This is a genomic window from Nostoc sp., assembly GCF_036917395.1.
Taxonomy (GTDB): domain Bacteria; phylum Cyanobacteriota; class Cyanobacteriia; order Cyanobacteriales; family Nostocaceae; genus Nostoc.
Genome location: NZ_JBALDI010000077.1, coordinates 15,377 through 38,499, shown reverse-complemented (window position 1 = coordinate 38,499; position 23,123 = coordinate 15,377). Strand labels below are relative to the sequence as shown.

The window sequence follows — 23,123 nt, the reverse complement described above, 5'->3', positions numbered from 1 at the left end:
CCAACGAAGACGCGTCTTTCCACGCCACTTGCTTCCAGGTTGGGTACCTTCCGTACTCCTACGGAAAAGCAAGCTAGCAAGAGTGTTTTTGTCCCTTGTGCGTCCCGTTGGCGCAGCCTCTCGTTGAGAAGCTGTAGGGTGTGTTACGGCTTCCATAGGGCACCATTTCAGGTTTTTGGTGCGTTACGCAACACCATCTTCTAATTATTTGCGCTTACTTACTTAAACGAAGTTTTATATTTTTTTTAGTCTTAATTATTAAATAAAGCTTGGCTTAATAACTCACGGTGCATTAACGCTCTATCTACCAAAGATTGTATTTGCTCAGGTGATAAAGGATCACCGTTAGCGTAATGCTCCATCCAAGTCAGACTAATCAAATTGGGATCTTCGGGTAAACTCGCTAAATCCCACCCAGGCATTTCCAAGTCTTCCATAAGACGATTTACCTTAGGGTCATAACTCAGAGCAAAACAGCGACAACCAACAGATGCACCCATAATCAAGCTGTGTAGGCGCATCCCAATTGCCATCTCGACACCGCGAAACACACCTTTCAAAAGTTGCGGATCTTCCAGACACAAAATCTTGCTGACATCTTTAAGTTGGGGTTGAATAGCTTCGGCAATACTTAAATCTTCACTTTTTTGAAACGGCAGTAGTAAAATAAAAGCCTGCGTGGCTTTTTGAAAATCCACCAAAGCACGAGTCAAGTTTGCTAGGCGTGTTTGAGTCAGTTGGGGATGCGATCGCAACGTTAGAGCAACTCTTGGCGCAGGTAAATCCCAAAGTCCTGGTACTGGTTTAGATTCCAACGCCCAAACTGGGTCAGGAGCTATAATACAAGGAATTTGCCAATCAGATAATAAAGCAGCACTGGCGCGATCGCGGACACTAACTTTGGTACAATTAGCAAAGGTTTGCCGTGCTAACCAGTTAGTTTGCGGACGCACTAACGGGCCAATACCCTGCGCCCAAGCAACAGTTTTTAAACCCATTTTCTGCGCCAATGCCATCAGTCCCCCATAATAAAATGGGCTGATAGTACTGGTAACATCCTGAATGAGACTTCCGCCGCCCCAAATCAAGGCATCACAAGAGCGTAAAGCTTGCAGTACAGGTAAGGGAGCCATGCGATTGTAGGTTTCTACATTGTAGCGATCGCGCGTTTCCTCTGGATTCCCCGAAAGCACCACAGGCGTAACATCTGGTGGTAACATTTGCAAAAGCGTTGCCAACAAAGCTTCGTCACCACCATTACCTTTACCGTAATATCCAGACAATAACGCCCGCATCTTGACCATTTTAGATTTTAGATTTTGGATTATCAGCTATTGTTAAATGAATTTCTGTCCCCAATACAGATGGTAAACTCATTCCCAAGTTCTATTTTGAATAGTGCAGAAGATAGTTAGAACTTCTAACTCCCCACTCTAGCGCTGTCAAGGTGAGTTTTGTATTCATTACTAGCTCAAAACTCGGCACTTGAGCCTCTGAGGGTGAAAGTTGAGCCTCTGAAGGTGAACGTTGAGCCTCTGAGGGTGAAAGTTGAGCCTCTGAGGGTGAACGTTGAGCCTCTGAGGGTGAAAGTTGAGCCTCTGAAGGTGAACGTTGAGCCTCTGAGGGTGAACGTTGAGCCTCTGAAGGTGAACGTTGAGCCTCTGAAGGTGAACGTTGAGCCTCTGAAGGTGAACGTTGAGCCTCTGAACTCGGAATTTTCAAAATTCTAAAAGAACAAGTGAAGATTTTGTTTAAACTAATATGAAATTCAAGCTACATATTACGTTGACAGGGCTATTCCCCACTCCTAACTCCTAACTCCCCACTCCCACTGTATGCACGCTCTATCGATTCCCACCTGGATTATTCATGTTTCTAGCGTTATTGAGTGGATTGTCGCCATTTGGTTAATTTGGACTTATGGCGAACTCACTGGTAATCGCAATTGGTGGGGCTTATCCCTTGCCATGTTACCAGCTTTAGTCAGCGCCATGTGTGCCTGTACCTGGCATTATTTTGACAACGCCGAATCTTTAGAATGGCTGGTAACGCTGCAAGCTACCATGACATTAGTTGGTAATTTTACGCTTTGGGCAGCGGCGTTTTTGATTTGGCGTTCTACCAAATCTCCTGACACTGTTGAACCAAAAACTATCAAATCAGAGCAATGATTTCTAAAGAAACCCTATTTGCGCTTTCACTGTTTCCCTACTTGGGTTTCTTGTGGTTTATCAGCCGCAGTCCGCAAATGCCGCGTTTAGCGCTGTATGGATTTTACGGCACTCTCGTGTTTGTTGGCGTCACCATCCCGGTGGGGATTTATGCTGTATTGCATTATGGCAAGTCTTTGGCCAATGTAGATTGGTTGCACGGCGGTGCAGAAGTATTTTTGACCCTTTCTAACATCTTGCTTGTGGTGGGTTTTGGGCAAGCTGTAAGGCAATTAAAAATGAAAAATGAAAAATAGTAAGTTCAGCTATAGCTAGCGGTTTGATTGCATTGAGTTATGAGGAACAAGTAAATGGATGTAATTCCAGCGATTGATTTACTAGAAGGTCGGTGTGTGCGACTGTATCAGGGAGACTACGATCGCTCGCAAGTTTTTAGCGAAAATCCTGCTGATGTTGCCAAACAGTGGGTAGCGCAGGGTGCTACTAGATTACACATAGTTGATTTAGATGGTGCTAAGGCAGGTAAAGTAGTAAACCTGCGGGCAATTGAAGCGATCGCTCATGCGGTGTCAGTACCCATTGAAATTGGTGGAGGATTGCGCGATCGCACCAGCGTGCAACAATTATTTAATCTAGGCGTAGAGTGGGCAATTCTCGGAACCATCGCCGTAGAACAACCTCAGCTAGTGCAACAACTCTGTGAAGAGTTTCCTGGACAGATTATTATTGGCATTGATGCCCGTAACGGTAGAGTAGCAACTCACGGTTGGTTAGAAACCTCGGAAGTTTTAGCAACCCAACTGGCTGTACAAATGCAAGAATTGGGCGCAGCCGCCATCATTTACACAGATATCCACCGAGATGGTACACTCACAGGCCCTAATTTTGAAGCTTTGCAAGAACTTGCAGGGGTAATTTCCATCCCGATAATTGCTTCTGGCGGGGTAAGTTCTGTCACCAATTTGTTGAGTTTATTGGCGTTAGAACCTCAAGGTGTAACTGGTGTGATTGTCGGACGTGCCTTGTATACTGGGGATATTTTACTCAAAGAAGCATTACGAGCGATCGGCCCTGGGCGGATTCAGGATATTCCACCCAATCTAGGTTTTTCTACTTTTGCTTGACATTCTCTGTGTATTTGGTGACATCCACACACTGACTCGGAGTATCGAGTTCAGTGGTGGCTTGCTTAACCAGTCCGGGTATTTGTTTTAGCTTGACTACTTTCGATCCAACCAATCTAAAGTTTGAAATCCTTTGTATAGACCAATATTGGTAAACCTAAATACTTAGGTGTTAAGAATTAAGCCGTATGGTCAGTATTCCCGGATATCATCTTACATTACCTATTTTATCCAGCCACGAAGCGATCGCTGACTCATATATTAAGATTTGTATTTATCCCCTTAAAACTGAAGGTTCCGACAGGGGTAACATTATCTACTAACTTTTTTTGGTTAAACTCAAATTTTCTGTGATATATTTCTGTAATCTCCAATACCCTTGGTGTAGATAATATTGTCGTAAATTTAAAAATTTAGTCTTATGTCTACTCAAGAACCAAATTCCAACCAAGCATTTAAGCTAATACAGGCTACCGGAATAAAGAAAAAGAAACCACAACCTCCTCCAGACATCAAAAAACCAAGTAAAACCGAATAAAAAGCGTTATATAACAATCCTATTTGAGTTGTCAAAACTCAGCCTATCCAAGAGTTGAGAAGAAAATAAACAGATAATTTCATAAATCATTTAGAACTGTTATAGTTCCTTGTAGAGACTTAAATTAAATTAAGTCTCTACAATTCTCATCAAAAAGAAATCAGCTTATTTATTTTTTACTTGAGTTTTCGCTTGTTCTAAAGCTATTTCTTTGATTGCCTGATATGAATTAACGTTTGAAGTACCTTCAATAGCTTTAACTGCCAAATCTTGAACTTGTTTGAGAGCAGATTCAAGTTGTTTAGAAAGATTTTGAATCCGACTCTCTTGATTAGTAATAGTTTGTTCTAGAGATTGCAGTCTTTGTTCATAGAAACGCTTTTGTCCTTCCACTTCCTTAGAATATAAATCTGATTTTACTTTAGCTTGGTAGTGGGCGATGCCTTTGCCTTCTTCTGTAGCTTTTTTTATAGCTGCTTCTTTGTCTTTCGGAAAAGCCTCTACCTTGGCTTTTAATTCTTCAAATTGTTTCTCTCTCTCAGAAATTGCTTTCTCCCGTTCAGCCCACTGTTTTTCTGTTACTTGTAGTAATTCTTCCAGTTGCTTATATAGTGCTTTCTGCCCTTGTTCGTATTCGTCACTTCCCAGTTGCCGCTGGAGTTCTAAATTATATTTATATTCTGATGCATCGCGTTGTCGAGTTTTATTCGAGTTTTCATTCTGTTCTTTTATCGCCCGTTGCTGTTCCTCTTGTTCTTTTCCCCAAGTATTCCTTTGCTCTAGTATTTCTTGGAATAACACTTCAGAACGCTGGCTATATTCTTCCTGATAAATTTTAGTATTATCTTCATAAGCTTGAATGAGAGTATCCAAGATATCATCAGAAATTTCCAAATTGTGCAACCGTGCTAATTGTTTGATTTCCTCTTCTAAAGTTCGCCTGATTACTTCTAATTTAGAGGCTTTTATAGTTAGCTGTTCGGATAATTCATTAGCAGCACTGCCAAAACCTAATTGAATCTTCGCCAAGCTTTCAATTGTATTGTTCATCTTTTGTTGGACACTAGAAAGCTGATTCATAGCTATTTTTTGTTCTAATTTAGGCTGTTCTTTAGTTCCAGACTGGTTTTCTTTAGCAACTTGATCAAGTTCTGATTTCAACGCTGCTTTTTCTTTAGTTAACTCCTCATACGCCTGAAGAATTTCTACTTTAGTATTCTTATCAGTCGGTTTTTTTACCACCACAATAAACCTCCTCTTCAGGAATTAAAAATGATTAAGATGCTACACGACAGACTTATAACTATTTTGAATTAGAATTACCAAAAGCCCTCAGGGCTAGGTCTTGTGCTTGTTTTAATGCAGTTTGCAATTGAGCAGAAATACCTTCTATTTGCTCAGACTGTTTCTTAATTGTTTCTTCCAGAGATAGAATTTTTTGTTCATAACTCTGTTTGTTGGATTCCCATTCTTTTTCAAACAAATCAGCTTCAATTTTAGCTTTTTGACTTGTTTCTTTAATTGCCTCTTCCCTAGCTTTCTTAACGGCTTCTTCCAGTTCGTTAGGAAATGTAGCTACTTTTTGTTGATAGTCTCCAAAGAGTGGTTGGCGTTCAGCAAATATCTTTTCTCGTTCTGCCCAATCTTTCTCTTTCTTTTGAGAATTTTCTTGTATTTCCCTTTGTTGTTGCCGTTTTATGGCTTCATAGCTGTCTGTATTAAGTTTACGGGCAGTTTCTAACTTATACTGAGATTCTTCTTCTTCTTGCTGGCGATCTTTAGCTAATAAATCATTATATGCTTGAACTTTTTCTTCATACTCTGCTTGTTCTTTTTGCCATTCTTTCCGCCTGATTGTAATTTCTTTTTCTAGTACTTCCCTTTTACTGATAGTATCTTGTTCTAAGGTTTTTAATTTTTCTTGATGTTCTTGACTTAAAATGTCTAGAGTATCCGCTACAACTCTGATTTGTTGAAGCTCTTGCAGGCGTTGAGTTTCAATTTCTATAGCTCGGTTTAATTCATCTAACTTAAAGTTTTCCTGAGCTAGTTTTTCAGATAATGCGTTAAGAATACTACCAAACTCCAATTGTAAATCAGCTAAACCTTTGACAATACTATCAACTGTATATGCAGAAGCTGCTTGCAAAATTTCTTGACTTTTAGCCTTATCTGCTTCCTCTTGTTTAGTTGCTATTTTAGATTCCAGCTTTTTTCTTTGAATAATAATTTGTTGAAATGCTTGCATTAGTTGTTGTTTGGTGTCCTTGACTCCAATTGTAGTCATCTTCCAACTCCCTTCAATAGCAATGATTTATGGGGTAGCAAGCCATACCAACGACTACCCTATGCAGACATCAGGGTAGCCTTTGAATAAACATTTTTAACCCAGTGTAAATACTGAAATAACCAACATCTGACACTTAGGTGGGGTAGGAATTTTCCACGCGTGTGTCTTTCTGTTTTTCAGGTATATAGCGTTTCTCAGTTGAGTCTAATAGAAACCTAACAAGAACAGCCCCTTCCCTTATCGGAAAGGGGAGTAAGATTCAAAGCTTCTCTCCTTTAAGTAGAGAGGTTGGAGTGTATTCCATACAAACGAGAAACACTATAAGCTTTCACCAAGAGATGTAGTATTTTTGTACTAAAATAAATATACCTAACCTAATCTGCTCTTGTCAAGACAACCAAAGTCCTTAATTAAAAGCTATTAAAAGCTTGCAGCCACAGTGATTATGATTTAGAAGGGTGCTGTAATATATATTACTTTTTGTAAAGAAAATCTAAAAGAATAAACCCTAGTAGAAGCACGGTTGCACTAAGGCGAGATAATAGATTAAATCATTCTAATTGATACAAGCACAGTCCCAGACTTTTGTGATATCAATGTATACCAGTGAATCGACTAAATATTCTGCCACAACGGATATTGGACAAACCAGCCGTATTCTAGTAGTAGAAGATGAAGAATTAATCCAGGAAATGCTAGCTGTAGCCCTGGAAGAGGAAGGTTATCGGGTGATAACTGCCCCCGATGGGCGGTCTGCTATAGAGTATCTCAAAAGTTTTGAAACCAACTCAGGGGAACTTCCCTTTGATCTGATCATTCTTGATTTGATGCTGCCTCAAATCAATGGGCTAGATATTTGCCGTTTGCTACGTCATCAAGGAAACCCAGTACCTATTTTAATCCTCAGTGCTAAGGGTAGTGAAACTGACCGTGTTCTGGGGTTAGAGGTGGGAGCAGATGACTACCTAACCAAACCCTTTAGTATGCGCGAGTTAGTGGCTCGTTGTCGCGCTTTACTCCGCCGCCAACGTCTAAGTAATTTACCACAACTACCAGTATTAAAATTCAAGGATGTCACCTTGAATCCCCAAGAATGTCGCGTGCTGGTTCGTGGTCAAGAGGTGAATCTTTCCCCCAAAGAGTTCCGCTTGCTGGAACTGTTTATGAGTTATGCCCGTAGGGTATGGTCACGGGAACAATTGCTCGACCAGGTTTGGGGGCCAGATTTCGTCGGCGATAGTAAAACCGTAGACGTTCACATTCGGTGGTTGCGCGAAAAATTAGAGCAAGACCCCAGTCATCCTGAATATATTGTGACTGTCCGAGGTTTTGGCTATAGGTTTGGATAATTAGTTTGGATAGTTGTTAGTTTTTAGTAGTCACGAAGAAACTAACAACTCAAATGCTTTTATTGGGATTTTTTCTGGGTTTAGCGGTAGGCATTGGGTTTTGGGTTTGGCAACAGGTTCAACTTAACCGCTACCTGGGGCGCTTACTCCGACCGTTAACCTCGCATTCTGACAAAATGGGACTGCTGCTGATTCCTGCATTGCGGCAGGAAATAGCGATGGTGAAACAGCAGTGGCAAGATTTGCAGCAGTCGTTGCAAACTTACCAAGACCTACTAGATTTTGCACCAGTGGGATATTTGCAGGTGGATGAAGAAAATCAACTGCTGTGGTGCAATCAGCAGGCGCAGGAAATTTTGTATCTGCAAAGGTGGCAACCAGAACAGGTGCGCTTGTTACTAGAGTTGGTAAGGTCTTACGAACTTGACCATTTAATTGAGCAAACTCGTGATCGGCAAAAACCACAGACGCGAGAATGGATATTTCATCCATCTTGTGATGATGCGGCAGAGATGGCAACAATAAAATCTTTGGCTTTGCGGGCGTCTAGCTTGCCTTTACCCAATGGACAAGTGGGAGTCTTTTTAGAAAATCGTCAACCCCTATTAGATATAAATCAAATACGCGATCGCTCTTTTTCTGATCTAGCACACGAACTCAGAACGCCGCTAACATCGATTCGCTTGGTTGTAGAAACGCTACAAACCCGCTTAGAACCACCTTTAGATCGCTGGGTTAACCGCCTAATGCAAGAAGTTGATCGGCTGATTAACTTAGTGCAAAGCTGGTTAGAACTTACCCAAATGGAAGCAAACCCAAATATGCAATTGCAAGCCAAACCTGTAGAATTGCGATCGCTGATTGCATCTGTTTGGGAAACACTAGAACCCTTGGCAGTGCGCCAACATTTGTCTCTTACTTATTCTGGCCCAGAAAATCTTTGGATTAAGGCAGATGAAGCCCGTATTTACGAGGTTTTTCTCAACTTGCTAGACAATAGTATTAAGTACAGTCCTCCTGGTACAAGTATTCACGTTGAAACAAAAATCTTATCAACAAAGGATAATGATCCCGCTTCCCCAATCCTAGAAATAAATCTGATCGATTCTGGTGTCGGGTTTTCTGAGGCAGATTTACCCCACGTTTTTGAGCGATTTTATCGAGGAGATAAAGCGCGAACCCATTCGCCACAAGATAGTAACTCCATCGGGGCGATCGTTGGCAATGGTTTAGGATTAGCGATCGTTGAGCAAATTCTTCTCGCCCACGGTGGTTCAATCAAAGCTATGAACCATCCAGAAACTGGCGGTGCGTGGATGCAACTCCAATTTCATGAAGTTATGGCAAACTCCTTAAGCCAAGACTATAGTTAATTATATCTTCACGTTTGAGACAACAAGTGTGAAAGCTGTCGATTATACTCCGAATCCTCAAAGACCCCAACTCGCACGCGCCATTAGGCGCTTAGAACGGGATGTATTACGCATGGGTGCTTTGGTAGAACAATCATTTCGCCTCAGCCACCAAGCGTTATTTGCTCGTAACTTAACAGCAGCTGAGGAACTTCCCCGATTAGATAAAAAGATTGATCGCTTTTATCGTCAAATAGAATCAGACTGTACGGCGATTATAACGCTGCAAGCGCCTACAGCCCAAGATTTGCGCTGCTTGAGTGCTTTTATGCAGTTGGTGCGAGACTTAGAGCGCATTGGCGATTATGCTAAGGATTTAGCTGAGATTGCGATTAAAATCTTTCCTTATGCGCCTCATACGTGTTTGCCAGAGATTGAAACTATGTCCCTTCACGCGCAGGCGATGCTAGCAACTAGCTTGAAGGCTTTGGGAGATTTCGATGAGGCTGGTGGACGCCGTTTAAAGCACCTAGATGATACTGTAGACGATGCCTACGATCGCGTTTATCAGACTTTAGCTCAACAACGCGATGTGCCAGGGGTAGTCGAGCCAATTCTGCTGCTGGCACTGGCAATTCGTTGTCTGGAACGCATGGCAGATCATGCCACTAATATTGGTCAGAGGGTAGCATATATTGTCACCGGTCAACGCTCTTAATTGACGTGCTGCCCAGATCCCCGACTTCTTCAATAAGTCGAGGATCTAAATCGTGCTTAAGTAAGCGCCATTTCACCCTATATCTTCATAATTATTTGCGCCTACATACTTACTCAGTCTTCAAAAAATACCAAATTATTAAAAATAAGTTAACTAAATATTTTACTAAAAGCTTACCTTTTCTTAAACTTGCACAATTAAAGTAACAGAGAAATAACTGAAAAATTCCGGTCTATCTCACTGATAGATACCTGAAAGCAGAAGTTGTTGCCATGAAAAGATTTGGAATTAGTCCCTAGCTCTGATTGAGAAGAATACACTTTCAGATATTCAGGTAAATTTTGCTCCAAATCATTAGAGTTGCTTAATCATTATAAATAGCGAGATTCCCTGATAATAATGTTACCCATCAAGATATTGCTGAAGTGTTAAATACCATACGAGTAACAGTTACCCAACTCCTACAACAGTTGCAGGAAGAAGGAATAGTTTTACCTCACAAACGCCGCATTATTTTGCGCTTACCAAATAAATTAATTGAAAATTATAGTTCAGCACTATATTAAATGACTTGTATTTATCACAGTATAAAGGTATAATCCAGACTGTGATTGTGTGTAAAATTCCTGAAAGTAAAGTGTTATAAGCATTTTACGATGATTGGATTAGTAGGTGTGAGTGAGACTAAAAAACATGACAAAACGATTCTGGAATCTTTTTAAGGTTAGTCCGGTTATTGTCGCTGCTACATTTTTTGTTGCGAATAGTGCTTTAGCCGCTGAAGTCAACGAACAGGTTACAAATGTTGCCCAGTTATCTGAAGCTCAAGACTCTAACAGCATGAGTCAGGTAACATCAGTTTCGCAATTTTCGGATGTGCAGCCCACAGATTGGGCATTCCAAGCTTTACAATCCCTAGTTGAGCGGTACGGCTGTATTGCAGGTTATCCCAACAGTACCTATCGTGGGAACCGGGCTATGACCCGTTATGAATTTGCCGCAGGTTTGAATGCCTGTTTAAATCGGGTTAACGAACTGATTGCTTCAGCTACTGGCGATTTGGTCACTAAACAAGACTTGGCTACTTTACAGCGTTTACAAGAAGAATATTCTGCTGAACTAGCAACCCTGCGCGGTCGTGTAGATGGACTAGAAGCTCGCACTTCTGAGTTGGAAGCCAATCAGTTCTCCACTACCACCAAATTGGTTGGAGAAGCAGTTTTCGCCGTGTCTGATGTTTTTGGTAACAATAGAGCAGTTCCTGGTGGTAATCCGACTCAAGACTTGGATTCTAACACCACTTTTTCTGACCGCGTTCGTTTGAACTTGTTGAGCAGTTTCACTGGTAAAGACCAGTTGCAAATTCGTCTGAATGCTAATAACACCATCTCTAATGCTGGTGTAAGCGGTACTAACATGACCCGGTTGGCCTTTGACGGTAATAACAACAACTCTGTTGTGATCGATAAAATCAATTATGCTTTCAACTTTAATAATGCAGTGCGTATCAAAGTTGATGCTACTAATGCTGAGTTATACGAAAACGTTAATACCTTCAACCCTGACTTTGCTAGCTCTGCTAGAGGTGCGCTCTCTCGCTATGGACGTTTCAGCCCCATATATCGTCAAGGTCAAGGTGGCGCTGGTTTGACTGTTACCTTCAATCCTAATGGCCCTATCAGCTTGACTGGTGCTTATATAGCTAGGACTGCTAATGACCCTACCCTTAATAATGGGCTGTTGGATGGTGATAACGCCATATTTGGTCAGTTATCTTTCCAACCCACCAAAGCCTTTAACATTGGTCTAACCTACGCCCGCACTTATCAAACTAATCTTGTTAACAATAACGTTAACAACAACCTTTTCCAAGGTACAGGTAGTACTTTTGCCAACAATCCCTTTGGGAATAACACTCGTACCGAATCCAATAACTACGGTGTAGAAGCTACCTTCCAATTTAGCAAGTTGGCTATTAGTGGTTGGGGAGGTTATACAACTGCTGATGCTATTACTGGTGCTAATGCAGGTACAGACGCAGATATTTGGTACTGGGCTGGATCGCTTGCTTTGAGAGACTTTGGTGGAAAAGGTAACGTCTTAGGTGTTATTTTTGGTCAACCACCCAGAGTTACTGGTGGTAGCATAAAAAATGTCGCCGCCAATACTAACTTAGATGACGATAAATCTTATCACTTAGAGGGTCTTTATAAGTTCAAGGTTTCCGATAATATTCAAGTCACTCCTGGCTTGTTGGTAATTTTCAATCCAGAGCATAACGATGCTAACGACACCGAATACGTAGGTACTCTACGTACTACCTTCACCTTCTAAAATTGGTGATGGTAAACAAAGCTCAGAATTAGACAAACAAAAGCCCACTTTCAAGTGGGCTTTTGTTTATATTTAACAGCTTTTTCCAATTCTTCTCGGCTCTGTTTAATCTCAACTTGCAATTTGAGAGCCATCACACATGTACCAAATATACCCTTATCAATAATTTAGCGCAGCTTCATACAGAAACAATATAACCAGCTAATATCAGCTTAATATCAAGGTATAGTAAATTTAATATAAGTAAGTCGGCGCGAACAAACTAACTTATGTAAAGATAAGTAAATACGGAGAATGGATCTACCGAGGTGACTAAGATATGGGCGCGTAGTTTTTGGGTGTTTTTGACTCGCGATCAAGATAAAACTCTATTAAACAAGTGGGAAACTTAGGATTTATACATTTTGTTTCTACGTAAATATTGCTCTGAGATGAATCCAATTGAACTGGAGTGGCACCATCTCAAAAAAAGCGAATTAACAGGGAAAATGTTTGATGATGAGTACCATCAATTGCCTATACGATAATTGATGGTATTCAAGCTAGAGGAGAAAGAGGTAACTAGAGTACACAGCGTGTTAAATTTAATTCTAATCTGAGTGTTTAATTTTTGTTATACAATTAGAAATTTTCCAACCGACTTACTTAATCATGTTTTTAGATGAGACGATTGGGCAGTTAGACAATCTCCGTCCTTATTTGCAAACATTTAATGCTTGGGTAGCATCCGGTTATCAGGATGAGTCATGTTTACTGCAAGGGCAGGCATTGGAAGAGGTCTTAGACTGGGCGCAAGGCAAAAGCTTAAGCAATTTAGAATATCAATTTTTGGTAGCTAGCCAACAAATAGAGCGTCGCCAACTTCAGCAAAAACTAGAAGCGAAGAATGAAAAATTGCAGCGATTAGTTACTATAGCTAATATTGATTTCTTAACTCAAGTTGCTAACCGCCGACGATTTGAAGAGTATCTTGATATTGAGTGGCGGCGCATGGCACGCGAAAAACAGCCCCTCTCCCTGATCCTTGTTGATGTAGATTTTTTTAAATCCTACAACGATACCTATGGTCATCAAGCAGGCGCTCATTGTCTTAAGGAAATTGCTAGAGTCATCTTCAATATTGTTCAACGTCCTGCTGATTTAGTTGCCCGTTATGGTGGGGAAGAATTTGCTGTAATTTTGTCTAACACAAACGCATTTGGTGCGGCTCACATTGCACAAAGAATTTGCTTTGCTGTGCGGAAACTGGTAATTCCCCATCAAAAATCACAAGTTAGTTCTTATGTAACCTTGAGTGCTGGGTTAGCCACAGTAATTCCTATATCTAACTCTAGCTTTCAAGAAATAATTGCGGCGGCGGATAAAGCATTGTATCAAGCAAAGGCAGCAGGACGTGATTGCTTTGTGTACAGTACTGAGCAAACTGAAAATTTAGAAGAAAAGCAGATTGCAACTCTTGCAAAACTGTCCGTCTGTGATGAGTTCTTGAGAGAGTCATTATGGCTGTCTAAACAGAAATTGCAGCAGACTATGAGGAAAAACCAAGAGATAATGAAGCAAGTCCAACAGGCTATGGAGAAAAACAAACAGATTAGGGAGAAAAGCCAGCAGCTTATGAGGGCTTAATCAACAGTAATATATAGTCAGTGAAACAATTACACCAGAACACATTGCTTCCCTTACTTCTTACGACTTTATTCTCGAAGCTTTATTTAGCGCAGCTTCATAAAGAATTGGTATTAGATTTCGTTCCTCAAGCAAGGAGGTAGAGTTTTATAAGTTATTTAATCCACTTTCCTATGTGGGATTATAATCTGGCTGATTAGATATATCTTTTGGGGGGCGATCGCTACTCCAAGCCCACCATACAGAACCACAGTGACAGTAGTAAAACTCTTGCCATTTGCGACGACGGTCTTCTGTAAGTACAGGCGATCGCCGATTTAGCCAAACTTTTTCGGCTTCTCGGCTACTTGAGTGGCAGCTAGGACAGCAAAACTTATAGGCATGTATTGCCTTATTCGTCCATTCAGGCGGGAGGGTAGCAAAAACGTCCATGTATTTACAAGTATAGTCTCAATGGTTATCCAAAACTTTGAGGTTTTAAACTTGGGGGCAAACCGATACCATAAAATCCCGCCATCCTATAAAACTGCTTAATCAATATTTTTATGGCTTTATCTGGTCTATTCACAAATCGCAATTTGTAGAGGTTTTCAATAATAGAACAGCTATTTTTAAAGACTGCTAAAGTATGTCACAAATAAAAGGTTAACACGAATGGTAACTAAAATAGTTACCATGCACATTATGGCTAATAATTAAATTTATGGAGCCAAATGTTGAAATTCGCCGTTTGTTAGATGTGATGCCTGCTTCTGGTCGGATGACGACAAAAGTCGTTAGTAAGCCAGAGCAAGCAAAAGTGATTGACGCCTCCTTTCCCCAACCCTGGAATCAGGCGCGACCGATATATATTAATTTTGATTTGTGGCGTCGCTTGACAAAGCCGCAACGAGACTTGCTGCTGTTGCAGATGGTTAGCTGGTTAACGGGGGTGAAGTGGTTTAAAGCTGACATTTATCAAGGTGTGCTGCTGGCGGGGCTGTTAGGCGGATTCTTGGAAGCAGCACAGTCAGATGTGGTGGGTGTAGTCGTAGCTGGGGGATTAAGTGCGATCGCCGCTTTTCGGATCTGGCGTACTAACAAATCTCAAGAGTCAGAGTTAAATGCCGATGCAGCAGCAATTCGGATAGCACAGCGGCGCGGTTATTCAGAAGTTGAAGCAGCGCAGCATCTGTTATCTGCAATTGAAGCGGTAGCCAAAATTGAAGGGCGTTCTGGTTTAAATTTTACTGAGTTGATTCGTTGCCAAAACTTACGAGCGATCGCAGGTTTGTCACCAGTGGGTATGCCAGAAAGTTATAAGTAGAAATCAGGAGGTGGTTACTGAGCGGCTGGTGAGCATCTCGGCTTCTCTACGAGACGCTACGCGAACGCTCGATGGAGCCGCAGTTGAACTATGCCCTCTACCAGATCAGAGGCGTTAGCGGTAGCCTGCGGCAAGCCGCTACGCGTCTACGATAGTTTTCACAACTCATTTAGGATTGCTATATAACTTTGATCCAAATAAATTTTATTTTTAACTAACAATGTTAAACGAAAAAATTATCAAATATACTTCAAGATTACCTTTTCATTCTCCTTGGTTTATTATCATTATTTTTTCGGTTCTTGGTTTAATAGGTATTCTCAACCATTCGATGTGGCGAGATGAACTAAATCCCTGGCTTATTGTCAGAGATAGTGAATCTTTAGGGGATTTAGTTGCAAATATCCATTATGAAGGTCATCCTGTTTTATGGTATTTTTCTCTGGCACTTCTGAGAAAAATAGTGGACAATCCTATTATTATGCAAATTTTTCATTTGGCAATTACTGTTGTTTCGGTTACTGTTTTTTGCCTATATAGCCCTTTTAACTATCAACAAAAGTTTCTGTTTTCCTTTGGTTTCTTTCCTTTTTATGAATATCTTTTAATTTCTCGAAACTATGCCTTTAGTATGTTGTTTATTTTTGCTTTTTGTACAGTTTTTTCATCGAGAAAAATAACTTATGCTTATTTGGCCATTTTATTGGGTTTACTAGCAAATAGTAATGCTTATGGTTTGCTCGTATCATTTTCTTTATTATTGACTTTGCTAGCTGAATTTAGTTTTGATAGTGAATATCGCCAGCAGTATTTTAGTCAAAGCCAAAAATACGACTTATATTTAAGTATTTTAATTATCATATTTTCTTTTATTTTATCCATTTATATTATTACTCCTCCAATAGATAGTTATCTTTATGGTGGGTTAAATAATGGTTGGATAATACAATTAGATATCCGTCATTTATTGAAAAGCATAGGTAGAATATTTGGTAGTTATTTATTAATTATTCCTCAACACAAGAGATGGCTGGATTTAATTATTTGTACGACAATTGCTCTATTTATTGTAATTTTAACCTTGATTAAATTATCTAAAAAGCCAATTCCTTTCTTTTTCTACATTATAGGAAATTGTGTAATATTTGCCTTTACATACTTTAGATTTATAGGTATGCCTCGGCATTTTGGACATTTCTATTTAGTTTTGATAGCAGCTTTATGGCTGGAAAGTTATTATCAAGAGTCTAGAGTTTTACTCAATAAATTTTTTGTTCGTCCAAATTCAATTGCATTTGTTCAAAAATGGCATCATATCGCTTTGATGCTAATTCTTTATGTCCAGTTTTTCGGAGGTATTTATAGTTTTTCAAGAGATTTAGTTGTACCATTTTCTGCCAGTCGCGAAACATCTCAATATCTTCAAAAAGCTGGGTTAGATAATAAGTTTATTGTTGCCAGCCGAGATGCAAATATGGCTCCTTTATCGGGTTATCTGAATCGAAAGTTTTACTATCCTGAGCTTCAGAGAATGGGAAGCTTTACCCTATTTAAAAAAGGTCGTCAAGATGTTGAAGAAGCTGAAATATTAAGCCAAATTAATTCTCTACTAAAAAATCAGGATGACCAAAAGAAAATTTTGCTGATTTTAAATAAAAAACTAAATGTCAACCGCAATGACTTGAAGATTATTCCAATCAAAGATTTTAAGAGAGGCTGGGTGGATAGTGAACGATATTATCTTTATTGGGTAGATGAAGCATAAAGATAATCTGCCACAGAATTTTGAAATTCTTAGGCAGATTGCGGTAATCGATAGTAAAAGATATTTTATTAAAGCTATAGTAAGCAACTAATCCTGCTCTGTTGGGCATTTTACAGCCCTGTTCTGTTTTAGAAACTATAGGCTTGATTGTTATACAAGCAACATGTATCGCCAAAAAACCCTAGAAATAAAGCTTTTACATCTTTTGACCTAGCTTGCCATCACTGATAACTAGCTGCAACACGTGAGGCTAATCTACACTGGAATAAGAGAATGTATGTTTAACTGACTTAGGTGTCAAATAGTGAGGAGTTTTGTCATACTTTCTCGGTGTTGGTTATGAAGTGTTTACCTGGTGTGGTAAAACTTAACTTAAATTCTGTCAGTTACTAACGGAGTTGATGGGAATGGGTAACTTTATTTTTTTTGTTTTGATAGTAGTTTACGGAGGCGGCGTTTGGAAGTTTTGGAATGGGTTTGGGCGGACTAATTTTAATCCAACTCTGAGCAATCGCATTGGTTTAGCTTTGCTATGGCCAGCTTTGTTTATTACAAATCAATCCTATCGTCGAAACTTTAGAAAGGCGTTGAAGGGTTAGAGTTTACTATTAAGTCTAACGTCATCCATTATTGACGGTGGCATCTATCTCAATATAAATCTAACCCCCCAACCTCCCTTCCTTACTAGGGAAGAGAGGTTGGGTTTGCTCCTTTTAGAAAGGAGAGGAATTAGGGAGGGATAAGTTCGTTAACGGTTGGAAAGTATTTCAACCGATGAATTTAGGAATTATTTGTGATTGGTTAATAGATGGATTGCTCCACCTACAGCTGCACCATCAATAGCATTGCCAACGGTATGTCTGCCATCACCAGTAACTGCGCCAGTCAATGCGCTAGCCCCTGCACCGACTCCGACATCTTGAACAACGTTCCGGTTACGACGATGGTGATGGCTTCTCAGACCATTTGCACCATTGACAGCTGCACCAGTGACACCACCTTTGGCAGCATTGCCTAATACACTACCATGTCCCCTAACAGCCCCTGTTACTACATTAGTAACAGCCCCAATACCTACATCTCTTAGTACTTGGTCATCAGCAGCAGCTGGTTTTGCTGGAACTAGGGTGACACCAGCTAAACTTGCAGCCATGAGGCTGGGTAGAAGTGTGCGCTTAAGGATATTATTCATTGTGTTACCTTCTCAAAACATCAAACAATTGGCTAAAAACCAAAGTTACTAGAGTTGGATAAAATCTGAATTTTTTTATCTGAACAACAGCAACTATTTTTGTTCGAGTACATATATATAATAATCGCATTTGCAAAGTCATAACTGCATCCACTGAAAGCATGAATATAAATTCAGTCTAGAGAAGGCCTTGCTGATTTCTTAAGCAATGCTGGGGATTACACCTTGACAAAATAAATGAAAAGTGCATTGATGACTTGTCGGTATGAAAGTTGCATTTTTTCATTACTAGCAAGGGATTTCTGATGATCTACCGCATAGTGTTTACCCTATCTATCTAAAGATGGTTGCCAAAATAATTAAACTAACTGATCGAGGTTAATATTTAATTCTCTTAGTTTAGTAGCCAAGCGTTCCGCTCGTGCTTCTGTTTACTGCGATCGCTCCCATCCTGTCTGTAGCAAATTACTCTGATTATCCCAGCAGCGCAGCCAGGGTAATTCTAGATTTTGATAGCGCCCTTGCCAAATTCTCAATTCTACACCCATCGCTTCAGTTTATTTTTAAACCCAAGGAACTGCTTCGATATTTTCCTGATAGAATTCCTTATTTGCTATACGGTTGAAGTAGTCGCCTTTGTACTCAAAAAGATTTAACAGAATCAGTTCTAAATACCATAAGCCAAGTTTATAAGCATCTATCTGTTCTGGAAAGGGTTGACAATGTTTGTATCAAGTAAATAAGTCACTTTGTCTATTTTCTTTTTACTGCTTCATCGTACATTTTTATTTGCTCTGGCGTCAAATCATTTAAAGTACCTGAAACAGCTTCTAAAACTAGGATACTATCAATCCTACGTGTTAAATCATCATCTTTAATCGCTCGCATTTCTTCTGGTGAAAATTTACCAAACAGGTCTACCAGCATTTCAATCATTTCCCATTTTTTTAATTTCACCAAGTACAAGCTATTGCTTTTAAATAGGTTGTCTACAATTGGCGATATCCGGTTAGTAAGTTCCTGATGATAGCTATAAACTTCTTGCATAACTTCCTCCCAGTATTTAACTAATTACTCTAATTATAAATAATCTCGCTCTGCATAAAAAAGGTGGACAAGATGCCCACCTCACACAATTTCGAGAATATTCTGTTGTTATTAACCCAACAATTGTTTAGCCTTAGCGAACACATTATCAACACTAAAGCCAAACTTCTCTAGACAAACATTGCCTGGAGCCGAAGCACCAAAGCGATCAATACTAACGCAATCGCCTTCAGTACCTACGTACTTGTGCCAACCGAAACTGCTAGCAGCTTCTACAGACAAACGCTTGGTGACAGCTTTCGGCAAAATGGACTCTCTATAAGCCGCATCCTGTGCTTCAAACAGTTCCCATGAAGGTAGGGAGACAACACGGGCTTTCTTACCTTCAGCCGTGAGTTTTTCGGCTGCGCTGACGGCGAGGCTCAGTTCTGAACCAGTGCCAATCAGGATGATATCAGGTGTACCTTCGCTATCTACCACGGTGTATCCACCCTTCGCCACGCCCTCAACCGATGTACCTGCCAAGTTCGGGACGTTTTGACGGGTGAATGCCAACAGGGTAGGAGCATTTTGCTTCGCTTTCTCGATCGCTATTTTATAAGCGCCAGAGGTTTCGTTACCGTCTGCGGGACGAAACACGGTTAAATTAGGAATGGCTCGCAAGGAAGCCACAGTTTCAATGGGTTGGTGCGTGGGACCATCTTCACCTTGTCCAATGGAATCGTGAGTCATCACCCAAATCACCCCAGCTTGGGAAAGCGCGGATAAGCGGATGGCAGCACGCATATAATCTGTGAAGATCAAGAAAGTAGCACCGTAAGGAATTAATCCCGAACTGTGCAGCGCTATCCCATTACAGATTGCGCCCATAGCATGTTCCCGTACACCAAAGTGGATGTTGGGGTTTTCGTATTGCCCTTTTTGAAAGTCGCCTTTGCCTTTGACTTCGGTAAGGTTGGAGTGGGTTAAATCAGCCGAACCACCAATCAATTCAGGTAAAACCCCTGCCAGTTTGTTGAGGCAATTTTCTGAGTGTTTGCGGGTGGGCAGTCCTTTGTCCTCTGGGGTGTAGGTAGGTAGTACTTTATCCCAACCGTCAGGTAGTTTGCTGCTTATGTAGCGTTCAAAGTCAGCCGCTTCTTGGGCATACTTAGCTTTGTAGTCTGCAAAAGTCTTGTTCCATTCGTCTTCGTAACCTGCGCCACGTTCTACTGCTTTGCGCGTATGGTTAAGGGCTTCTTCTGGGACTACGAAAGGTTCGTATTCCCAACCCAAATTTTTCCGAGTCAATGCGATTTCGTCTCCACCAAGGGCAGCACCGTGAACACCAGCAGTGTTTGCTTTATTGGGAGAACCGTAACCAATAATGGTTGTTACCTTAATGAAAGAAGGCTTATCGGTGACAGCTTTGGCTGCTTCAATTGCTTTGGCGATCGCTTCTAAGTCAGTGTTGCCATCCTCGACGTGTTGGACATGCCAGCCGTAAGCTTCAAAGCGCTTAGAAACATCTTCGGTGAATGCCACATCGGTGGAACCGTCGATGGAGATGTGGTTGTCGTCGTAGAGAGCGATGAGTTTGCCTAATCCCAAGTGTCCTGCAAAAGAACAAGCTTCACCAGAAATTCCTTCCATGTTACAACCGTCACCCACAATCACGTAGGTGTAATGGTCAACAATCTTGCTATCGGGTTTGTTAAATTTAGCGGCAAGGTGGGCTTCGGCGATCGCTAAACCGACTCCATTGGCAATTCCTTGACCCAAGGGGCCAGTTGTGACTTCCACGCCTGGTGTCATGAAGTTTTCGGGGTGTCCAGGGGTTTTAGACTCCCATTGACGGAATTGCTTAATATCTTCAATGCTGACGCTATCGTAGCCTGTAAGGTACAGTAGGGCGTACTGTAACATCGAGCCATGACCGGCAGACAAGACAAAGCGATCGCGGTTGAACCATTTGGGATTCTTGGGATTAAACTTCATAAAGCGATCCCAGAGGACAAAAGCCATCGGAGCCGCGCCCATCGGCAGTCCTGGGTGTCCCGATTTGGCTTTTTCTACGGCATCAATAGCCAAGAAGCGGATCGAGTTAATAGCCAGTTCTTCGACGGACAATTCTTTGGCGGATTGGGTTGCAACAGTCATAATCTCTTATATTTAACGACGGGTTAGCACTCTTGGTAGCTTCTCTTGCTGGGGTTATTTTAGATTCCCCACAGTATCCTCATCATCCCACTCCCGCTTGTCGATGGACAAGCGGGATCTCCTGAGTTTCTGGTGATAAATCAAGCTGATAATTGGGTCATGTTGAACGCTTAAGTTATAGCGGAATGATATCTATCATACTTTTGGCACAGTCATCTCAGGAGAGCCGACCAGCAATAAAATGGGAAATTTTTAGACGTATTTCTTAAAGACTAGTGTGACATTATGACCGCCAAACCCAAAAGAATTGGATATTGCCACCTCGACTTTTTCAGCGCGGCTAGAGTTAGGCACGTAATCTAAGTCACACTCTGGATCGGGATTTTCCAGATTGATTGTCGGTGGAATTTGGTCATTAGCGATCGCTAGTACTGTTGCCACTGCTTCAATACCTCCAGAACCGCCCAATAAATGACCTGTCATCGATTTGGTGGAGCTAATTGCCACCTTATAGGCATGTTCTCCCAAGGCTTTTTTGATTGCTGAGGTTTCAGTTGAATCATTAGCTGGGGTACTAGTGCCGTGGGCGTTAATATAGCTAATTTGTTCGGGAGTTATCCCGGCATCCTTGAGCGCTAGTTCTATCGCTCTAGCGGCTCCCAGTCCACCAGGAACGGGGGAGGTGATATGGTAGGCGTCACAGGTCATACCATAGCCGATCATTTCCGCATAAATGTGAGCGCCGCGACTGATAGCGTGTTGCAGTTCTTCTAGAATTAAAATTCCTGAACCTTCACCCAAAACAAATCCGTTGCGATCGCGGTCAAAAGGACGGCAAGCATGAGCTGGGTCATCATTGTTAAAAGAGAGTGCCTTGCAGGCGGCGAACCCAGCTATCGACAATGGTGTGACAGCTGACTCCGTTCCCCCGCAAATCATCGCCTGGGCATATCCCCCTTGAATGAGACGAAAAGCATCTCCTATGGCGTTAGAGCCAGCAGCGCAGGCAGTTACAGGACAGGAGTTTGGCCCTTTAGCACCCGTGTGAATTGCCGTTAATCCTGCGGCCATATTGGCGATCATCATCGGAATCATGAATGGACTACAGCGATCGGGGCCACGGTTGAGGTAGATAGTTTGCTGGTCTTCTAATACCTTAATGCCACCAACGCCAGAACCGATCATCACACCTACCTGTTCTGCATTCAGTTCATTAATAACTAACTCCGCGTTAGTTAGAGCCTGTTTTGCTGCCGAAACCCCAAATTGGGCAAATCGATCCATGCGCTTGGCCTCTTTACGCTCCAAGTAATCATGCGGATCGAAGTTTTTCACCTCACCAGCAATGCGGCAATCATGGCGAGACGCATCAAAAAGTGTGATGTAGTCAATGCCATTGCGTCCACTTAATAATCCGTTCCAATATTCTGTTGCTGTGTTACCTATAGGTGTAATCGCGCCAACACCAGTTACAACAACGCGTTTACGTGTATGATCTGTCATGATTCATTTAAAAATGGCGAAAAAGCAGCAGGCAAAAAATTCGAGATTAGTGACTAGGTACTGGGTAAGCCAGCGTGGTCTTCTCCCATGCGTAGCCCAAGGTAGAGAAGGCGCTAGCCTCTCACGAATGGGAGAAGACCGTAGTGGCTGCCCATGAGCGACTGACGTTAGCAACGTTAGAAGCGTCACCCGTACCCCTACTCAAAAGCAAGCTAGCAAGAGCGACGACCACAGGAGAAGGGTGACTAGGTGCGGGGAAAATCTTCCCAATCCCCAATCCCCATTACCCCTTATCCCCAGAGGGGGCCCCGAGTTCCCCAATCCCCAATCCCTAATTAAGCTGATGCGGTAACTTTGTTATTGATGTAATCTACTGCGTCTTGAACCGATATAATCTGCTCGGCAGCTTCATCGGGAATTTCGATATCAAATTCTTCTTCCAAGGCCATCACCAGTTCAACGGTATCTAAGGAATCTGCTCCTAGATCGTCCATAAACTTGGACTGGGGTGTGATTTTGGCAGGATCGTCAACACTCAATTGTTCGGTGACGATTTTCTTGACCTTTTCAAAAAGTTCCGTTTGGCTCATAAATAATAAAAGTCCTTAACCATTTGCTAGGATCTGCTCTTTAGAGGAGACATTGTTTTGAGCATATACATCTTATCGT

22 protein-coding genes and 2 pseudogenes are annotated in these 23,123 nt (G+C 41.4%); 12 read left to right on the top strand and 12 right to left on the bottom strand.

The genetic code is table 11. The annotated features are described in order from the left end of the window. Nucleotides 1-251: 251 nt before the first annotated feature. Both csaB and V7K46_RS25770 read right to left on the bottom strand, forming a co-directional pair. Nucleotides 252-1,295, bottom strand: a complete 1,044-nt coding sequence (gene csaB, locus V7K46_RS25775; protein ID WP_335118222.1) for a polysaccharide pyruvyl transferase CsaB — start codon at nucleotides 1,293-1,295, stop codon at nucleotides 252-254. A 91-nt stretch (nucleotides 1,296-1,386) separates the two neighbouring features. Next, a complete protein-coding gene (locus V7K46_RS25770; protein ID WP_335118220.1) occupies nucleotides 1,387-1,722 on the bottom strand; it encodes a hypothetical protein in 336 nt (111 codons plus the stop codon). 113 nt (nucleotides 1,723-1,835) lie between these two features. Between V7K46_RS25770 and V7K46_RS25765 the strand changes: the two genes are divergently transcribed. Genes V7K46_RS25765 through hisA form a run of 3 tightly spaced genes read left to right on the top strand, consistent with a single transcriptional unit; the run spans nucleotide 1,836 to nucleotide 3,295 of the window. After that, on the top strand, nucleotides 1,836-2,171 hold the full coding sequence (locus tag V7K46_RS25765) for a DUF2499 domain-containing protein (RefSeq protein WP_334864206.1): 336 nt from the start codon (nucleotides 1,836-1,838) through the stop codon (nucleotides 2,169-2,171). After that, entirely contained in the window at nucleotides 2,168-2,467 is a 300-nt protein-coding gene (locus V7K46_RS25760; protein ID WP_273768584.1) for a DUF3593 domain-containing protein, read from the top strand. The genes V7K46_RS25765 and V7K46_RS25760 overlap by 4 nt, the downstream gene beginning before the upstream one ends. Before the next feature lie 54 nt (nucleotides 2,468-2,521). After that, nucleotides 2,522-3,295 (top strand): 1-(5-phosphoribosyl)-5-[(5-phosphoribosylamino)methylideneamino]imidazole-4-carboxamide isomerase, encoded by a 774-nt coding sequence (gene hisA, locus V7K46_RS25755; protein WP_335118218.1) that lies wholly within the window; start codon nucleotides 2,522-2,524, stop codon nucleotides 3,293-3,295. Here the strand turns inward: hisA and V7K46_RS25750 are convergent. The 3 genes from V7K46_RS25750 to V7K46_RS25740 form a co-directional block, all read right to left on the bottom strand. Continuing rightward, complete coding sequence (locus tag V7K46_RS25750) at nucleotides 3,282-3,410, bottom strand: hypothetical protein (RefSeq protein WP_335118215.1); 129 nt, start codon at nucleotides 3,408-3,410, stop codon at nucleotides 3,282-3,284. The genes hisA and V7K46_RS25750 overlap by 14 nt on opposite strands. A 588-nt stretch (nucleotides 3,411-3,998) precedes the next feature. Further along, nucleotides 3,999-5,078, bottom strand: coding sequence for a hypothetical protein (locus V7K46_RS25745; protein ID WP_335118213.1), 1,080 nt, complete (start codon nucleotides 5,076-5,078; stop codon nucleotides 3,999-4,001). A 58-nt stretch (nucleotides 5,079-5,136) separates the two neighbouring features. After that, nucleotides 5,137-6,120: a hypothetical protein gene (locus V7K46_RS25740; protein WP_335118211.1), complete on the bottom strand. Its 984-nt coding sequence runs from the start codon at nucleotides 6,118-6,120 to the stop codon at nucleotides 5,137-5,139. Nucleotides 6,121-6,719: 599 nt separating this feature from the next. On the opposite strand from V7K46_RS25740, the gene V7K46_RS25735 reads away from it, so the two are divergent. The 6 genes and pseudogenes from V7K46_RS25735 (at nucleotide 6,720) to V7K46_RS25710 (ending at nucleotide 13,502) form a co-directional block, all read left to right on the top strand. Then, nucleotides 6,720-7,472: a winged helix-turn-helix domain-containing protein gene (locus V7K46_RS25735; RefSeq protein WP_298917235.1), complete on the top strand. Its 753-nt coding sequence runs from the start codon at nucleotides 6,720-6,722 to the stop codon at nucleotides 7,470-7,472. A gap of 53 nt (nucleotides 7,473-7,525) precedes the next feature. Continuing rightward, nucleotides 7,526-8,845 (top strand): sensor histidine kinase, encoded by a 1,320-nt coding sequence (locus V7K46_RS25730; RefSeq protein ID WP_335118209.1) that lies wholly within the window; start codon nucleotides 7,526-7,528, stop codon nucleotides 8,843-8,845. 28 nt (nucleotides 8,846-8,873) lie between these two features. Beyond that, entirely contained in the window at nucleotides 8,874-9,542 is a 669-nt protein-coding gene (gene phoU, locus V7K46_RS25725; RefSeq protein WP_335118207.1) for a phosphate signaling complex protein PhoU, read from the top strand. 392 nt (nucleotides 9,543-9,934) lie between these two features. Then, nucleotides 9,935-10,108, top strand: a pseudogene (locus V7K46_RS25720) (helix-turn-helix domain-containing protein); the annotation flags it as partial. Between the two features lie 127 nt (nucleotides 10,109-10,235). Further along, nucleotides 10,236-11,876 (top strand): iron uptake porin, encoded by a 1,641-nt coding sequence (locus V7K46_RS25715; RefSeq protein WP_335118205.1) that lies wholly within the window; start codon nucleotides 10,236-10,238, stop codon nucleotides 11,874-11,876. Nucleotides 11,877-12,527: 651 nt separating this feature from the next. Next, nucleotides 12,528-13,502 (top strand): diguanylate cyclase, encoded by a 975-nt coding sequence (locus V7K46_RS25710; protein WP_335118202.1) that lies wholly within the window; start codon nucleotides 12,528-12,530, stop codon nucleotides 13,500-13,502. Between the two features lie 171 nt (nucleotides 13,503-13,673). On the opposite strand, the gene V7K46_RS25705 is transcribed toward V7K46_RS25710, so the two are convergent. Continuing rightward, on the bottom strand, nucleotides 13,674-13,934 hold the full coding sequence (locus V7K46_RS25705) for a hypothetical protein (RefSeq protein ID WP_335118199.1): 261 nt from the start codon (nucleotides 13,932-13,934) through the stop codon (nucleotides 13,674-13,676). Between the two features lie 271 nt (nucleotides 13,935-14,205). On the opposite strand from V7K46_RS25705, the gene V7K46_RS25700 reads away from it, so the two are divergent. From V7K46_RS25700 to V7K46_RS25690, 3 genes are all read left to right on the top strand, one after another. Further along, the gene (locus V7K46_RS25700; RefSeq protein WP_335118197.1) at nucleotides 14,206-14,808 is read left to right on the top strand and encodes a DUF3318 domain-containing protein; all 603 of its coding nucleotides are present in this window, start codon (nucleotides 14,206-14,208) and stop codon (nucleotides 14,806-14,808) included. Nucleotides 14,809-15,028: 220 nt separating this feature from the next. After that, a complete protein-coding gene (locus tag V7K46_RS25695; RefSeq protein ID WP_335118195.1) occupies nucleotides 15,029-16,573 on the top strand; it encodes a hypothetical protein in 1,545 nt (514 codons plus the stop codon). A 401-nt stretch (nucleotides 16,574-16,974) separates the two neighbouring features. Next, nucleotides 16,975-17,172: a hypothetical protein gene (locus V7K46_RS25690; RefSeq protein WP_335025937.1), complete on the top strand. Its 198-nt coding sequence runs from the start codon at nucleotides 16,975-16,977 to the stop codon at nucleotides 17,170-17,172. A gap of 188 nt (nucleotides 17,173-17,360) precedes the next feature. Here V7K46_RS25690 and V7K46_RS25685 read toward each other — a convergent pair whose 3' ends face one another. From V7K46_RS25685 to acpP, 6 genes and pseudogenes are all read right to left on the bottom strand, one after another. Beyond that, complete coding sequence (locus V7K46_RS25685) at nucleotides 17,361-17,765, bottom strand: hypothetical protein (protein WP_298917214.1); 405 nt, start codon at nucleotides 17,763-17,765, stop codon at nucleotides 17,361-17,363. A 359-nt stretch (nucleotides 17,766-18,124) separates the two neighbouring features. Then, a pseudogene (locus V7K46_RS25680) lies at nucleotides 18,125-18,313 on the bottom strand (Uma2 family endonuclease); the annotation flags it as partial. Between the two features lie 205 nt (nucleotides 18,314-18,518). Further along, complete coding sequence (locus V7K46_RS25675) at nucleotides 18,519-18,812, bottom strand: hypothetical protein (RefSeq protein ID WP_335118192.1); 294 nt, start codon at nucleotides 18,810-18,812, stop codon at nucleotides 18,519-18,521. A gap of 111 nt (nucleotides 18,813-18,923) precedes the next feature. Then, nucleotides 18,924-20,951, bottom strand: a complete 2,028-nt coding sequence (tkt, locus tag V7K46_RS25670) for a transketolase (protein WP_335118190.1) — start codon at nucleotides 20,949-20,951, stop codon at nucleotides 18,924-18,926. Between the two features lie 252 nt (nucleotides 20,952-21,203). Continuing rightward, on the bottom strand, nucleotides 21,204-22,454 hold the full coding sequence (gene fabF / locus V7K46_RS25665; protein WP_335118188.1) for a beta-ketoacyl-ACP synthase II: 1,251 nt from the start codon (nucleotides 22,452-22,454) through the stop codon (nucleotides 21,204-21,206). Nucleotides 22,455-22,789: 335 nt separating this feature from the next. After that, nucleotides 22,790-23,044 (bottom strand): acyl carrier protein, encoded by a 255-nt coding sequence (gene acpP, locus V7K46_RS25660; protein ID WP_273768562.1) that lies wholly within the window; start codon nucleotides 23,042-23,044, stop codon nucleotides 22,790-22,792. Between the last annotated feature and the right edge of the window lie 79 nt (nucleotides 23,045-23,123).

Bases quoted from the DNA above. Each gene is read 5' to 3' on its own strand.
- csaB (WP_335118222.1), bottom strand. From the start codon at position 1,295: ATGCGGGCGTTATTGTCTGGATATTACGGTAAAGGTAATGGTGGTGAC.
- V7K46_RS25765 (WP_334864206.1), top strand. From the start codon at position 1,836: ATGCACGCTCTATCGATTCCCACCTGGATTATTCATGTTTCTAGCGTT.
- V7K46_RS25760 (WP_273768584.1), top strand. From the start codon at position 2,168: ATGATTTCTAAAGAAACCCTATTTGCGCTTTCACTGTTTCCCTACTTG.
- hisA (WP_335118218.1), top strand. From the start codon at position 2,522: ATGGATGTAATTCCAGCGATTGATTTACTAGAAGGTCGGTGTGTGCGA.
- V7K46_RS25740 (WP_335118211.1), bottom strand. From the start codon at position 6,120: ATGACTACAATTGGAGTCAAGGACACCAAACAACAACTAATGCAAGCA.
- V7K46_RS25735 (WP_298917235.1), top strand. From the start codon at position 6,720: ATGTATACCAGTGAATCGACTAAATATTCTGCCACAACGGATATTGGA.
- V7K46_RS25730 (WP_335118209.1), top strand. From the start codon at position 7,526: ATGCTTTTATTGGGATTTTTTCTGGGTTTAGCGGTAGGCATTGGGTTT.
- V7K46_RS25715 (WP_335118205.1), top strand. From the start codon at position 10,236: ATGACAAAACGATTCTGGAATCTTTTTAAGGTTAGTCCGGTTATTGTC.
- V7K46_RS25710 (WP_335118202.1), top strand. From the start codon at position 12,528: ATGTTTTTAGATGAGACGATTGGGCAGTTAGACAATCTCCGTCCTTAT.
- V7K46_RS25705 (WP_335118199.1), bottom strand. From the start codon at position 13,934: ATGGACGTTTTTGCTACCCTCCCGCCTGAATGGACGAATAAGGCAATA.
- V7K46_RS25700 (WP_335118197.1), top strand. From the start codon at position 14,206: ATGGAGCCAAATGTTGAAATTCGCCGTTTGTTAGATGTGATGCCTGCT.
- V7K46_RS25695 (WP_335118195.1), top strand. From the start codon at position 15,029: ATGTTAAACGAAAAAATTATCAAATATACTTCAAGATTACCTTTTCAT.
- V7K46_RS25690 (WP_335025937.1), top strand. From the start codon at position 16,975: ATGGGAATGGGTAACTTTATTTTTTTTGTTTTGATAGTAGTTTACGGA.
- V7K46_RS25685 (WP_298917214.1), bottom strand. From the start codon at position 17,765: ATGAATAATATCCTTAAGCGCACACTTCTACCCAGCCTCATGGCTGCA.
- V7K46_RS25675 (WP_335118192.1), bottom strand. From the start codon at position 18,812: ATGCAAGAAGTTTATAGCTATCATCAGGAACTTACTAACCGGATATCG.
- tkt (WP_335118190.1), bottom strand. From the start codon at position 20,951: ATGACTGTTGCAACCCAATCCGCCAAAGAATTGTCCGTCGAAGAACTG.
- fabF (WP_335118188.1), bottom strand. From the start codon at position 22,454: ATGACAGATCATACACGTAAACGCGTTGTTGTAACTGGTGTTGGCGCG.
- acpP (WP_273768562.1), bottom strand. From the start codon at position 23,044: ATGAGCCAAACGGAACTTTTTGAAAAGGTCAAGAAAATCGTCACCGAA.